The 12,654-nt window shown below is 71.5% G+C and carries 11 protein-coding genes; 6 read left to right on the top strand and 5 right to left on the bottom strand.

What is annotated here, in order from left to right:
* Positions 1–21: 21 nt before the first annotated feature.
* The 4 genes from OOK31_RS38140 to OOK31_RS38125 all read right to left on the bottom strand — a co-directional run bounded on the left by OOK31_RS38140 (position 22) and on the right by OOK31_RS38125 (position 2,344).
* Complete coding sequence (locus OOK31_RS38140) at positions 22–237, bottom strand: hypothetical protein (RefSeq protein ID WP_267092040.1); 216 nt, start codon at positions 235–237, stop codon at positions 22–24.
* Positions 230–388, bottom strand: a complete 159-nt coding sequence (locus tag OOK31_RS38135; protein WP_267092039.1) for a hypothetical protein — start codon at positions 386–388, stop codon at positions 230–232. The genes OOK31_RS38140 and OOK31_RS38135 overlap by 8 nt, the downstream gene beginning before the upstream one ends.
* Positions 389–479: 91 nt before the next feature.
* Complete coding sequence (locus OOK31_RS38130; protein WP_267092038.1) at positions 480–1,649, bottom strand: helix-turn-helix domain-containing protein; 1,170 nt, start codon at positions 1,647–1,649, stop codon at positions 480–482.
* A gap of 53 nt (positions 1,650–1,702) precedes the next feature.
* Entirely contained in the window at positions 1,703–2,344 is a 642-nt protein-coding gene (locus tag OOK31_RS38125) for an HAD family hydrolase (RefSeq protein ID WP_267092037.1), read from the bottom strand.
* 586 nt (positions 2,345–2,930) lie between these two features.
* On the opposite strand from OOK31_RS38125, the gene OOK31_RS38120 reads away from it, so the two are divergent.
* The 3 genes from OOK31_RS38120 to OOK31_RS38110 all read left to right on the top strand — a co-directional run bounded on the left by OOK31_RS38120 (position 2,931) and on the right by OOK31_RS38110 (position 7,925).
* Entirely contained in the window at positions 2,931–5,237 is a 2,307-nt protein-coding gene (locus OOK31_RS38120; RefSeq protein WP_267092036.1) for a UvrD-helicase domain-containing protein, read from the top strand.
* 606 nt (positions 5,238–5,843) lie between these two features.
* Positions 5,844–7,256, top strand: a complete 1,413-nt coding sequence (locus OOK31_RS38115) for an NAD-dependent malic enzyme (RefSeq protein WP_267092035.1) — start codon at positions 5,844–5,846, stop codon at positions 7,254–7,256.
* 387 nt (positions 7,257–7,643) lie between these two features.
* Positions 7,644–7,925 (top strand): HU family DNA-binding protein, encoded by a 282-nt coding sequence (locus OOK31_RS38110; RefSeq protein WP_007264399.1) that lies wholly within the window; start codon positions 7,644–7,646, stop codon positions 7,923–7,925.
* A gap of 132 nt (positions 7,926–8,057) precedes the next feature.
* On the opposite strand, the gene murA is transcribed toward OOK31_RS38110, so the two are convergent.
* Entirely contained in the window at positions 8,058–9,395 is a 1,338-nt protein-coding gene (gene murA / locus OOK31_RS38105; RefSeq protein ID WP_267092034.1) for a UDP-N-acetylglucosamine 1-carboxyvinyltransferase, read from the bottom strand.
* A gap of 262 nt (positions 9,396–9,657) precedes the next feature.
* On the opposite strand from murA, the gene OOK31_RS38100 reads away from it, so the two are divergent.
* The 3 genes from OOK31_RS38100 to OOK31_RS38090 all read left to right on the top strand — a co-directional run bounded on the left by OOK31_RS38100 (position 9,658) and on the right by OOK31_RS38090 (position 12,334).
* A complete protein-coding gene (locus OOK31_RS38100) occupies positions 9,658–10,218 on the top strand; it encodes a YqgE/AlgH family protein (RefSeq protein WP_267092033.1) in 561 nt (186 codons plus the stop codon).
* Between the two features lie 29 nt (positions 10,219–10,247).
* The gene (locus tag OOK31_RS38095) at positions 10,248–10,532 is read left to right on the top strand and encodes a DUF3039 domain-containing protein (RefSeq protein WP_053679372.1); all 285 of its coding nucleotides are present in this window, start codon (positions 10,248–10,250) and stop codon (positions 10,530–10,532) included.
* 161 nt (positions 10,533–10,693) lie between these two features.
* On the top strand, positions 10,694–12,334 hold the full coding sequence (locus OOK31_RS38090; RefSeq protein WP_267092032.1) for a beta-N-acetylhexosaminidase: 1,641 nt from the start codon (positions 10,694–10,696) through the stop codon (positions 12,332–12,334).
* Positions 12,335–12,654 lie beyond the last annotated feature (320 nt).

The raw sequence follows: 12,654 nt of genomic DNA, 5'->3' as shown, positions 1-12,654 counted from the left end.
ACGGGTCGGGGTGTCGACCGGTTATACGGCCGTCACGGGCTCGACGTTGCCGACCGCCGTGGTGAACTCCCGCCCGGACGCGGCCCGGATGTAGGCCAGCGGCATCCAGCGCTCGACACCGGTGTCCGAGACGTTCTCGTTGATCACCGCCATCAGCTCTCCTTCGGTGCCGGAAGCGATATCCCGGACACGCCGACGCAGCAATTGATGCGGGAGGTACGCGTAGCACTCACTCATTTCCTGCCTCCTCGAATGAGGAGAGGAACCGCTCCCAGCCGACGCGTGCGCGGTCGAGGAGGGCCTGGGTGGGTGCAGGGTTCAGGCGGACTGCGCCGCAGTCCTCGCATGTTTCGGCGTGGAGCCGGGTGACGCTGGTGTCCGTGGCCATGGTGCCTCTCATCTGCATGTGCGGTGCGGGCAGACAGATGGTGGGGCACTCCAGGCGGCACAAGGGATACTTCCTGTATCCCCGCAAGGGCTCAGACGGCGCCGATCCATTCGGCGTAGTGCGTCAGCTCCGTGGCATCGGCACGCTTGAGCCGACGGATCTTCTCGATGTCCTCCCGAGCCCATGGGTGTTCGCGTACGTGCTGTGGGGCTTGGCTGCGGGCTGCCTTGAGGGACTCGAAGGCGCCGTCCGGATCCCCTGACCACAACTGGGCGCGTGCCACCTCGATCCAGAATCCGGACCGGCGTTCCGCAGGAAGCTCATCGCCCGGCCGCCATTCGCGGGCGACATTGAGGGCATGGCCGATGTGGTCCCGGCCGAGGCTGACGGAGAGCGCCACCTCGTGGATGCGGATGCTGGACGGTCCGAACGCGGTGCCGAGGTAGATGCCCTCGCGAAGACCCTCGGCAAGCCTTCGAGCCTCACGCAGGTGCGCGTACGCGGCATCCGGGTCAGCCGCTCGGGCGGCCACTACAGCGGTCCGCATGTGCAGGGCACCGCGCGTGGCCGTCGACAGTTCACCGCCCGGAGCGGGCGCCGCGTCCAGAGCCTGCTCCAAGGCGATCTGGCCGACCCGGTGAGCTCGGGCGGCAAGGAAGGTCTCGGCGCGGACGTAGGCGACTGTGGCATGGACGGCGGGGTCGTCGACCTGCACAGCTGCCCATCGCATCACGTCGATCAGCCGGGCCGAGAGATCGTGCGCCCCGAACTTGTAGGCCACCGCGTCGGCCGTCCGCGCCGCCGTGACCACCAGCCGCGCGGCATCCTCCCTCCTGACCCCCGCGGCCGTGTGCAGGCATGCCAACGTGTCCGCGAGGAGCTCAGGAGCACGGGTTGCGATCAGGCCGTACTGCGCGGCGAGACGCCACCCGACCGCGGTATGGAGATCGGCCCGCAGTTGCGGCAGAGGACGCGGCGACGGGCCCATTGCGTACTCGTATCCGGCGATGGCCGCCGAGATGGAAGGGAGTGAGGCGTGCACTCGGCGAGTTGTCGCTCTGCACGCCGGATCGAGGCGCGACGCGTCCACGGCGAGCGCGGACGCGATCGCCTCCAGCGTCGAGGGGCCGGGCGTACGGACGCCCCGCTCACAGGCTTTGATCATGGCGAGGGAGACGTGGGCCTCACGAGCGAGATCGGCTTGGGTCATACGTCGGGCCCGGCGCCGTGTGGCGATGCGCTGCCCGATGTGGTCGGCCATCCCCGCAAGGTAGTACGACCTCCGGTGAAAGCGGGCGAACTCGGCCCTGATGCCTATTGTTTGACGATGTGGGGCAGCTCTGCGAGGGAGTCGATGGACCAGTCCGCGGCAGCGCGGACACCGGGGTCGTCGGCCCACCAATGACCCCACGGCCCACGCCGCAGGTGAGCGGTCCGCAGGCCGGCGGCGCGGGCCGGATGGATGTCGTTGGCCGGATGGTCGCCGACGTACAACGTCTCCGACGCCGGGCACCCGGACACCGCCAGCACCTGCTCGAAGAACCCGCGCGCAGGCTTCGCCACGCCCCACTCGCCCGAGGTGACGACCAGGTCCGCGGGCAGGTCCAGCGCGCGCAGGAGGTCGCCCGCCTGGCGGCTCTGGTTGCCTGCGACGACGACACGCACCCCTGCCGCACGAAGGGCTGCCAGCGCCGGCCGGACATCCTCGTAGAGGTCCGTCTCGTCGAGCCACTCGCCGCGCCCCGCAGCGTCGCGGGCAGCGTACTCGGCGGCGATGTCGACATCCGGGCGCAGCATGCGAATCGCATCCGCGTTGTCTCTGCCGTCCACGACCACGGCCCCCACCAGCGCGGAGAGCGTGTGCCGAGACACGCCGAGCCAGTCGGCCCATGCCGCCCAATAGCGATCGTCCCGGGTGAGCGTCTCGCCGATGTCCAGAACGACCGTCCGAATCATCCCGCCAGCCTACTGAGCCCTGGTGCGGGGAAGCACCCGTGGCCTCCTGGCCGTGGGCTGGTGCGGGGAGCGGCCCCGGACGGACCGCAGACGCTGAGAAATGAGGAGCGCGTAGCGATCTGACGCGTCTGGAGGGGGCTGATGGCCGCCTCGTCGTCATTTCGTGCGGGTAGGCCGCCCACCGGTCCGGAATCAGGACTCTGAGCTGCCCGGATGGGTGGATGGCGGCCGGAGACAGGTCGTCTCTTCGCTGAGAGACCCGCCCCTCCCTCTCTCCGCCCCGTCCCGTTCTTTTGGGGGTTTCCCGGCAGTCTTCGTTTTTCCGTGTCGGGTCGGTCTGTCAAGGGTGGCCGAAGGCCATCGCGGAGCGACGCGAACGCAGTGAGCGCCCTTGACAGGCCGGCACGGCGCGGAAGGACGATGAGACCGACGGGAAAGCCCCAACACCTCTCCGAGACCGTCCCGCCCCTATACGGACCCTTTGCCTCCCCCGGGTGATTTGTCCGGCGCGTGGAACCGGCGTGCGCGCAGGCCCTGGATTCGCGTACGGTTGACGGTCGCCCATGCACGTCAGAAGGGGGCCTTGGTGGCCGCGCAGAATGCCGCTGTCGACAGCACGGCGGATTCCGTCCGCGATCGGGAGATCGCGGTCGAGCAGACGCATCTCGATCAGGTGTACCGACGCCTTGAGGAGAAGATCCACGAGGCCGAGTTCCTGATGAACGACGCCGCCAAGCGGGGGCAGGTCGGTACGCCCGGCGCCCTCGCCGAGCGCGACGCGCAGGTGTTCCGCGCCGGGATCCACCTCAACCGGCTCAACAACGAGTTCGAGGACTTCCTCTTCGGCCGGATCGACCTCGTCCTCGGCAAGGACGGGGAGCGCGGCCCCGACGGGGCGTACACCTCCGGCGAGCCCGCCGACGACGCGATCCGTGCCGATCTCACCGCCGACATCGCCGAGACCCTGCACATCGGGCGCATCGGCGTACTCGACACCGACTACGCGCCGCTCGTCATCGACTGGCGCGCCCCGGCGGCCGCGCCGTTCTACCGTTCGACCCCGAAGGACCCCGGCCGCGTCGTGCGCCGACGCGTGATCCGCTCCAAGGGCCGCAAGGTGCTCGGCGTCGAGGACGACCTGATGCGTCCCGAGATCACCGCCTCCCTCGATGGGCGGGAGCTGCCCGCCATCGGTGACGGCGCCCTGATGGCCGCCCTCGGGCGGGCCCGTACGCACTCGATGCGGGACATCGTCTCCTCCATCCAGGCCGAGCAGGACCTCGTCATCCGAGCCCCCGCCGCGTCCGTCGCCGAGGTGGCCGGCGGGCCCGGGACGGGGAAGACGGCCGTGGCCCTGCACCGGGCCGCGTACCTGCTCTACCAGGACCGCCGCCGCTACTCCGGCGGCATCCTGATCGTCTCCCCGACGCCCCTCCTCGTCGCGTACACCGAGGGCGTCCTGCCCTCCCTCGGCGAGGAGGGCCAGGTCGCCATCCGGGCGCTCGGCTCGCTCGTCGACGGGGCCGAGGCGACCACGTACGACGACCCGTCCGTGGCCCGGATCAAGGGCTCCTCCCGCATGCTCAAGGTGCTGCGCAAGGCCGTACGCGGCGCCCTGGAGCTCGGGAACGCCCCCGAGCGGCTGCGCGTGGTGGCCTTCGGGCGCCGCCAGGAGCTGGAGGCGCCCGAGCTGAACCGGATCCGCCAGACCGTGCTCAGCGGCACCGCCCCGGTGAACCTGCTGCGCCCGCGCGCCCGCAAGCTGCTCCTCGACGCCCTCTACGCGAAGTCCGGCGGCGCGGGCCGGCACAGCGACCCGGAGCTGGCGGCCGAGCTGCGCTCCGCCTTCGACGAGGACATCTCCACCGAGGACGACTTCATCGGCTTCCTGAACGCCTGGTGGCCGGAGCTGACCCCGCGCAAGGTGCTGGCCTCCATGGCCGACGAGCGCCGCCTCGGCCGCTGGTCGCGCCGGGACCTGAACCCGCGCGAGACCCGCCAGCTGGCCCGCTCCCTGCGCCGGGTCGGCCAGGACGGCAAGGGCCCGCTGTCGGTGCACGACGTGGCGCTCCTCGACGAGCTCCAGCTGCTGCTGGGCGCGCCCGCGCGGCCCAAGCGCAAGCGGGAGATGGATCCGCTGGACCAGCTCAGCGGGCTGGAGGAGCTGATGCCGACCCGCGAGGAGACGCAGTGGGAGCGGGCCGAGCGGATCGCGGCCGAGCGCACCGAGTACGCGCACGTGATCGTCGACGAGGCCCAGGACCTGACGCCGATGCAGTGGCGGATGGTGGGCCGGCGCGGCCGGATGGGCACCTGGACGGTGGTCGGTGACCCGGCGCAGTCGTCCTGGACCGACCCGGACGAGGCGGCCGCAGCCCGCGACGAGGCCCTCGGGAGCCGGCCGCGCCGCCGGTTCACCCTGACCGTGAACTACCGCAACCCGGCCGAGGTCGCCGAGGTGGCCTCCCGGGTGCTGAAGCTGGCGATGCCGGGCATGGAACCGCCGACCGCGGTGCGTTCCACGGGCCTGGAGCCCCGCTTCACGGCCGCCGGGGACGATCTGGGCGCGGCGGTCCGGGAGGAGACGCAGCGGCTGCTGGAGCAGGTCGACGGGACGGTCGGCGTGGTCGTGGCCATGGACCGGCGTGCGGAGGCCACGGGCTGGCTCGCCGACCTCGGCGCGCGGGCGGTGGCCCTGGGCAGCCTGGAGGCCAAGGGGCTGGAGTACGACGCCACGGTGGTGGTCTCCCCGGCGGAGATCGCCGACGAGTCCCCGGCGGGCCTGCGCGTGCTGTACGTGGCGCTGACGCGCGCGACGCAGCAGCTGACGGTCGTCTCGGCGGCGGCGGACCGCCCGGGCGCGGACGGAGTACCGGAGCTCCTGCGCCCCTGAGGCGGCCCGGGCCGGGCCCACCCCCGGCCCGGGCCGGCTCGGGCCGCGGGCCCGGCGCCGCCGGAGCGTCGCCCGCGCGCGGCCGGAGAACCACCCGAGAACCGCCCGAGAACCACCTGGCCCCGCCCCGAGAGCCGACGGAGCCCCGGGGCCCGCCCTGGCCACGCCCTGACCGCCGCCGGATGGCCCGCGGCCAGGCGCGTGAGCCGGGGGACCGACTCGCGGGAGGGGGGACCGCATTCGGCGATCCTTTGTTAGCCTGGGTACGACACCGGCTCGATCCAAGCCCCCGGGCCCAACCTTCGTCGCCTAGAGCGACCACTTGCCGCGAGGCGAGCATGGCGGGTCGGTGTCATCAGTCTTAGTGAGTCAGTGAGAACACCAGGTCCGCGCTCCCCACCCGTGGGGGGCGCGGACCTGTTTTGTATCAACCCACCATTCCGAAGGCCCCTGGTATCTCGTATGGTGGAAGTGTCTTTCCGAAATTTGTAGCTGGTTACCTCGTACCGGCTGGTAGGTGGGACGATCGGACAACGGGACCCGACACACCTGCCGTGTGCGGGCCCTGTGTACAGCGAAAAACAGGGACAGAAGAGGAACACGGCCATGGCAACGGCGCCCAGCGTCTCGTATTCGATGACGGTCCGCCTGGAAGTGCCCGCGAGCGGAACCGCGGTCTCCCAGCTCACCACCGCCGTGGAGTCTTCCGGAGGCTCGGTCACCGGCCTCGACGTGACCGCATCGGGCCACGAGAAGCTCCGTATCGACGTCACCATCGCCGCCACCTCCACCGCGCACGCCGACGAGATCGTCGAGAAGCTGCGCGGCATCGAGGGCGTCAGCCTGGGCAAGGTCTCCGACCGAACCTTCCTGATGCACCTCGGCGGCAAGATCGAGATGTCGTCCAAGCACCCCATCCGCAACCGTGACGACCTCTCGATGATCTACACCCCGGGCGTCGCCCGCGTGTGCATGGCCATCGCGGAGAACCCAGAGGACGCGCGCCGCCTCACCATCAAGCGCAACTCCGTCGCAGTCGTGACCGACGGCTCCGCCGTGCTGGGCCTGGGCAACATCGGCCCGATGGCCGCGCTGCCCGTCATGGAGGGCAAGGCGGCCCTCTTCAAGCGCTTCGCCGGCATCGACGCCTGGCCGATCTGCCTCGACACCCAGGACGCCGACGAGATCGTCGCCATCGTCAAGGCCATCGCCCCGGGCTTCGCCGGCATCAACCTGGAGGACATCTCCGCGCCGCGCTGCTTCGAGATCGAGGCCCGGCTGCGCGAGGCCCTCGACATCCCCGTCTTCCACGACGACCAGCACGGCACCGCCATCGTCGTCCTGGCCGCCCTGACCAACGCACTGCGCGTGGTGGGCAAGGCAGTTGGGGACGTCAAGGTCGTCATGTCGGGCGCCGGCGCCGCCGGTACCGCCATCCTCAAGCTGCTCCTCGCGGCGGGCGTCAAGAACGCGGTCAGCGCCGACATCCACGGCGTCGTGCACGCGGACCGCCCCGACCTGGTCGACGCGGACGCCGACTCCCCGCTGCGCTGGATCGCCGACAACACCAACCCCGAGGGCTACACCGGCACCCTCAAGGAGGCCGTGGTCGGCGCCGACGTCTTCATCGGCGTCTCCGCCCCGAACGTGCTCTCCGGCGAGGACGTCGCCGCCATGGCGGAAGGCGCGATCGTGTTCGCGCTCGCGAACCCGGACCCGGAGGTGGACCCGGCCGTCGCGCGCCAGACCGCCGCCGTCGTGGCCACCGGCCGCTCGGACTTCCCGAACCAGATCAACAACGTGCTGGTCTTCCCCGGTGTCTTCCGCGGCCTCCTGGACGCCCAGTCCCGGACCGTGAACACCGACATGATGCTGGCCGCCGCGAGCGCCCTGGCCGACGTCGTCGGTGAGGACGAGCTGAACGCGAACTACATCATCCCGTCCGTCTTCAACGACAAGGTCGCCGGCGCGGTCGCCGGAGCCGTCCGCAAGGCCGCCACCGCCGCCACCGCCGGCTAGACCCCGCCCGGGCCGCCTCCCCGGCCGCCGGGTGTCCGCGACGCGCTGTGACGGGCCCCACGGTCCGATCCCGGCGCGTCGCGGGATGCGGGCCCGCCGGGGCGCCTCTAGGGTTGCGGGGATGCCCGCGTGGCCCGCGGTCCGCATCCACCCGGGCACTCACCGGAGCCCTCGGTGCGGACGGAGCGTCACCGCGGCGTGACTGTGGCGCTTTTCGTGTGACCCTGGCGGGTGCCGGATTGGCTTTCCCGCCGCTGGTGGGGGCAGGATGCGTAACCGGGCGAGAGGGTCTGACGTTCAGACCCGGGTCCGGGGACTGTCCGAGGGCCCTGGCAGCATCGGCTTCGATCTCACGCCTCTAAGGCAAGTTGAACACGGGAGTACAACATGAACCGCAGTGAGCTGGTGGCCGCTCTGTCCGAGCGCGCCGAGGTGACCCGCAAGGACGCCGACGCCGTTCTGGCCGCGCTCGCCGAGACCGTCGGCGAGATTGTCGCCAAGGGCGACGAGAAGGTCACCATCCCCGGCTTCCTGACCTTCGAGCGCACCCACCGTGCCGCTCGCACCGCGCGCAACCCGCAGACCGGCGACCCCATCCAGATCCCGGCCGGCTACAGCGTGAAGGTCTCCGCGGGCTCCAAGCTCAAGGAAGCCGCCAAGGGCAAGTAGTCCGCCCTTGTGCCGAGGGCCGCACAGGCCCTCGGGACGGCAGTAGTACGTAGAACGGACGAAGGGCGGCCACCCCCGTGGGGTGGCCGCCCTTCGGCCTTCCCAGGGCCCCGTGGGGCCCTGGGAGGAGGATCAGACGAGGTCGCCGTTCGGCAGCTCGACCTTGGCGCCCAGCTCGACGAGCTTCTCCATGAAGTTCTCGTAGCCGCGGTTGATCAGGTCGATGCCGTGGACGCGCGAGGTGCCCTCGGCCGCCAGCGCCGCGATCAGGTACGAGAACCCGCCGCGCAGGTCGGGGATGACCAGGTCGGCGCCCTGCAGCTTGGTGGGGCCGGAGACGACCGCCGAGTGCAGGAAGTTGCGCTGGCCGAAGCGGCAGGCGCTGCCGCCCAGGCACTCCCGGTACAGCTGGATGTGCGCGCCCATCTGGTTCAGCGCCGAGGTGAAGCCGAGGCGGGACTCGTAGACCGTCTCGTGGACGATCGACAGGCCCGTCGCCTGCGTCAGGGCGACGACCAGCGGCTGCTGCCAGTCGGTCTGGAAGCCCGGGTGGACGTCCGTCTCCAGGTGGATCGCCTTGAGCGGGCCGCCCGGGTGCCAGAAGCGGATGCCCTCGTCGTCGATCTCGAACGCCCCGCCGACCCGGCGGAAGGTGTTCAGGAAGGTCATCATCGAGCGCTGCTGCGCCCCGCGGACGTAGATGTTGCCGCCGGTCGCCAGGGCCGCGGAAGCCCAGGAGGCGGCCTCCAGGCGGTCCGGGAGCGCCTTGTGGTTGTAGCCGCTGAGGCGGTCGACACCGGTGATCCGGATGGTCCGGTCCGTGTCGACGGAGATGATCGCGCCCATCTTCTGCAGAACGCAGATGAGGTCCTCGATCTCGGGCTCGACGGCGGCGTTGCTGAGCTCGGTCACGCCTTCGGCCAGGACGGCCGTCAGGAGGACCTGCTCGGTCGAGCCGACCGACGGGTAGGGCAGGCGGATCTTGCATCCGCGAAGACGCTGCGGGGCCTCCAGGTACTGACCGCCCTCGCGCTTCTCGATGGTCGCGCCGAACTGGCGGAGCACGTCGAAGTGGAAGTCGATCGGCCGGCCGCCGATGTCGCAGCCGCCCAGGCCCGGGATGAAGGCGTGGCCGAGGCGGTGCAGCAGGGGGCCGCAGAAGAGGATCGGGATCCGGGAGGAGCCCGCGTGCGCGTCGATGTCGGCGACGTTCGCGCTCTCGACGTGGGTCGGGTCGAGCACCAGCTCGCCCGGCTCCTCGCCGGGACGGACGGTCACGCCGTGCAGCTGGAGCAGCCCGCGAACCACCCGCACGTCGCGGATGTCGGGAACATTGCGCAGCCGGCTGGGTTCACTGCCGAGCAGAGCGGCGACCATGGCCTTCGGCACGAGGTTCTTCGCGCCGCGGACACGGATCTCGCCCTCAAGCGGGGTACCGCCGTGGACAAGCAGGACATCGTTGCCGGTCATGGATCTCGCGTTCCGGAGAGGATGGGCAGGGGGCCAGGGAAAAGGGTAAGCGCCATCACCCCCTTGTTTGTATGGCTGACGTGGCCCTGTATCCGACATGAATTCGGGACGGCACCCACCGTGTGCGCGAAGTAGCGGAGCGTTGTGTTCCGGCGCACGAGGCGGCGCGCGCTCCTGCTTGCCGCCGTGCGCCCTGAGCTGCGCGTGATCCGATCACGCCGCCCGCTCCCCCTGGAGGGCGATTGTGCGAGATCATGTGCGCATGACCGAGGTGTCCTCCCTCACAGGGCGGCTGCTCGTGGCCACCCCCGCCCTCGCGGACCCGAATTTCGACCGCGCGGTGGTGCTGCTGCTCGACCACGACGAGCAGGGCTCCCTCGGCGTTGTCCTGAACCGGCCCACCCCCATCGACGTCCGCGACATCCTGCTGCCCTGGGCGCCGCTGGCCGGCGACCCGGGCGTGGTGTTCCAGGGCGGCCCGGTGGCCCTGGACTCGGCCCTGGGGGTCGCCGTGATCCCGGGCGAGGAGGGGCCGCTCGGCTGGCGCCGGGTCCACGGGGCGATCGGCCTCGTCGACCTGGAGGCACCGCCCGAGCTGCTCGCCGCCGCCCTGGGGGGCCTGCGCATCTTCGCCGGGTACTCCGGATGGGGCCCGGGCCAGCTGGAGGTCGAGCTGGGCGACGGCGCCTGGTACGTCGTGGACTCCGAACCGGGTGACGTCTCCTTCCCCGACCCCGAACGGCTGTGGCGGGCGGTGCTGCGCCGCCAGCGCAGCGAGCTGGCGATGGTCGCCACCTATCTGGACGACCCGTCGCTGAACTGAGCCCGGCGGGGTTCAGTACCCTGGCTTTTATGAGCACTCTTGAGCCCGAGCGCGGGACTGGTACGGGGACCCTCGTAGAGCCGACGCCGCAGGTGTCCCACGGCGACGGCGACCACGAGCGCTTCGCCCACTACGTCCAGAAGGACAAGATCATGGAGAGCGCGCTCGGGGGCACCCCCGTCGTCGCGCTCTGCGGCAAGGTCTGGGTCCCGGGCCGCGACCCGAAGAAGTACCCGGTCTGCCCCATGTGCAAGGAGATCTACGAGTCCATGGGCGCCGGCGGCGACAAGGACAAGGGCGGCAAGGACAAGTAGGAAAGTCCTGACTGTCGAAGGCGAAGGCCCTCGGTGCGCGGATTCGCGCCCGGGGGCCTTTTCCGTGCCCCGGGGGCGGGCTAGGGTCGGTCGCGACGAGCGCTCTGTGGAACGGGTGTTGCGCAGGGTGCAACAGGTGCGCTGTGGCGAAGGGCTGACGCATGGACCTGATCCCGCTACCCCAGGTCGCGGTTCCGGACGGTGAGGGACGCCGCTACGCCTTCGGGCCCGCGCCGGCGCTGGCCGCCGGGCCGGGCGCCGAGGGGGTCGCGCGCTGGCTGCGCCGCGAGCTCGGGGCCGCCACCGGATGGGAGCTCCCGGCGCCCGCGGGAGGCGCGCGGGGCGACGTACGGCTGGATGTCGACCCGGGGAAGCTGGACGGGCTCGGGCCGGAGGCGTACCGCATCGAGGTCGGCGCCGACGGGGCCGAGCTGACCGGGGCCACCGCCGCCGGGCTGTTCCGGGGGGCGCAGACGCTGCGTCAGCTCCTGGGGCCCGACGCCTACCGCAGGGCGCCGCTGCCCGGCCGCACCGGCTGGAGCCTGCCGTACGCGGCCATCGCCGACAGCCCCCGCTTCGCCTGGCGCGGGCTGATGCTCGACGTCGCCCGGCACTTCATGCCCAAGGACGCGGTGCTGCGCTACGTCGACCTGCTCGCCGCGCACAAGCTGAACGTGCTCCACCTGCACCTGACGGACGACCAGGGCTGGCGGATCCAGATCCGGCGCTACCCCAGGCTCACCGAGGTGGGGGCCTGGCGGGAGCGCAGCCGCTGGGGGCACCGGGCCTCGCCGCGCTGGGACGAGACCCCGCACGGCGGCTTCTACACCCAGGACGACATCCGCGAGATCGTCGCCTACGCCGCCGAACGGCACGTGCGGGTGGTCCCCGAGATCGACATCCCCGGGCACTCGCAGGCCGCCGTCGCCGCCTATCCGGAGCTGGGCAACACCGACGTCGTGGACACCGCGGCGCTGCGCGTGTGGGACGACTGGGGGATCAGCGAGAACGTGCTCGCCCCCACCGAGGACGTACTGCGCTTCTACGAGGGGGTCTTCGAAGAGCTGCTGGAGCTCTTCCCGGCCGAGGTCTCGCCGTTCGTGCACATCGGCGGCGACGAGTGCCCGAAGGGGCAGTGGCGGGCGTCGGAGGCCGCGCAGCGGCGGATCGCGGAACTGGGGGTGGACGGGGAGGACGGGCTGCAGTCCTGGTTCGTCCGGCACTTCGACACCTGGCTCGCCGCGCGCGGCCGCCGCCTCATCGGCTGGGACGAGATCCTGGAGGGCGGGCTCGCGGACGGCGCGGCCGTGTCCTCCTGGCGCGGGTACGCGGGCGGGATCGCCGCCGCCGAGGCCGGGCACGACGTGGTGATGTGCCCCGAGCAGCAGGTGTACCTGGACCACCGTCAGGCGCCCGGCCGCGACGAGCCGATGCCCATCGGATACGTCCGCACCCTGGAGGACGTCTACCGCTTCGAGCCGGTCCCGCCGAAGCTGTCGGCCGAGGCCGCCGCGCACGTCCTGGGCGCGCAGGCCAACGTGTGGACCGAGGTGATGGAGAACCAGAGCCGGGTCGACTACCAGGTGTTCCCTCGGCTGGCCGCCTTCGCGGAGACGGTGTGGTCGCGACTGCCGGAACCGGAATCCCGGGACTACGCCGCCTTCGAGGCCCGTATGACGGCGCACTACGCGCGGTTGGACGCCCTGGGGGTCGAGTACCGGCCACCGGGCGGACCGTTGCCGTGGCAGTGCAGGCCAGGGGTGCCGGGGCGTCCGCTCGAGGGGGTCCCTCCGATCGTGTGACCCGGGGGCGCGCGGCCCGCGGCCGCCGGCCATGACCGCAAGCGGAACTCTTCGGGAAGGTTCGGGAAGCATCGGGAAGGTTCGGGAAGGTTCAGGAACCTTGGGAAACCGGGGGAACTCTCGCTCGAACGAGGCGTATACGGCGAAAAACGGGCGTAACGCGGGCGCATGGGGGCGCGAGGTGCGAAGGCCGCGCGGCGCCGTGCGGGTGGTGTGCGGGCGGTGGCGCGCCGGTCCGCCGGGCCGGGTGCGGGCCGGGTCCGGGCGGCGGGGCGGGGGAAGCCGTGCGGGAGACCCTCGCGCCGGGCGCTCCCGAAGAT

The sequence above is a fragment of the Streptomyces sp. NBC_00249 genome, assembly GCF_026342355.1.
In the GTDB taxonomy this organism is placed as follows: Bacteria; Actinomycetota; Actinomycetes; order Streptomycetales; family Streptomycetaceae; genus Streptomyces.
This window is presented reverse-complemented; position numbering and strand designations above follow the sequence as displayed.

What these genes read in the sequence shown, in the direction of transcription:
- OOK31_RS38140 (WP_267092040.1), bottom strand. Translation starts at nt 237, where the DNA reads ATGAGTGAGTGCTACGCGTACCTCCCGCATCAATTGCTGCGTCGGCGT.
- OOK31_RS38135 (WP_267092039.1), bottom strand. Translation starts at nt 388, where the DNA reads ATGGCCACGGACACCAGCGTCACCCGGCTCCACGCCGAAACATGCGAG.
- OOK31_RS38130 (WP_267092038.1), bottom strand. Translation starts at nt 1,649, where the DNA reads ATGGCCGACCACATCGGGCAGCGCATCGCCACACGGCGCCGGGCCCGA.
- OOK31_RS38125 (WP_267092037.1), bottom strand. Translation starts at nt 2,344, where the DNA reads ATGATTCGGACGGTCGTTCTGGACATCGGCGAGACGCTCACCCGGGAC.
- OOK31_RS38115 (WP_267092035.1), top strand. Translation starts at nt 5,844, where the DNA reads ATGGCAACGGCGCCCAGCGTCTCGTATTCGATGACGGTCCGCCTGGAA.
- OOK31_RS38110 (WP_007264399.1), top strand. Translation starts at nt 7,644, where the DNA reads ATGAACCGCAGTGAGCTGGTGGCCGCTCTGTCCGAGCGCGCCGAGGTG.
- murA (WP_267092034.1), bottom strand. Translation starts at nt 9,395, where the DNA reads ATGACCGGCAACGATGTCCTGCTTGTCCACGGCGGTACCCCGCTTGAG.
- OOK31_RS38100 (WP_267092033.1), top strand. Translation starts at nt 9,658, where the DNA reads ATGACCGAGGTGTCCTCCCTCACAGGGCGGCTGCTCGTGGCCACCCCC.
- OOK31_RS38095 (WP_053679372.1), top strand. Translation starts at nt 10,248, where the DNA reads ATGAGCACTCTTGAGCCCGAGCGCGGGACTGGTACGGGGACCCTCGTA.
- OOK31_RS38090 (WP_267092032.1), top strand. Translation starts at nt 10,694, where the DNA reads ATGGACCTGATCCCGCTACCCCAGGTCGCGGTTCCGGACGGTGAGGGA.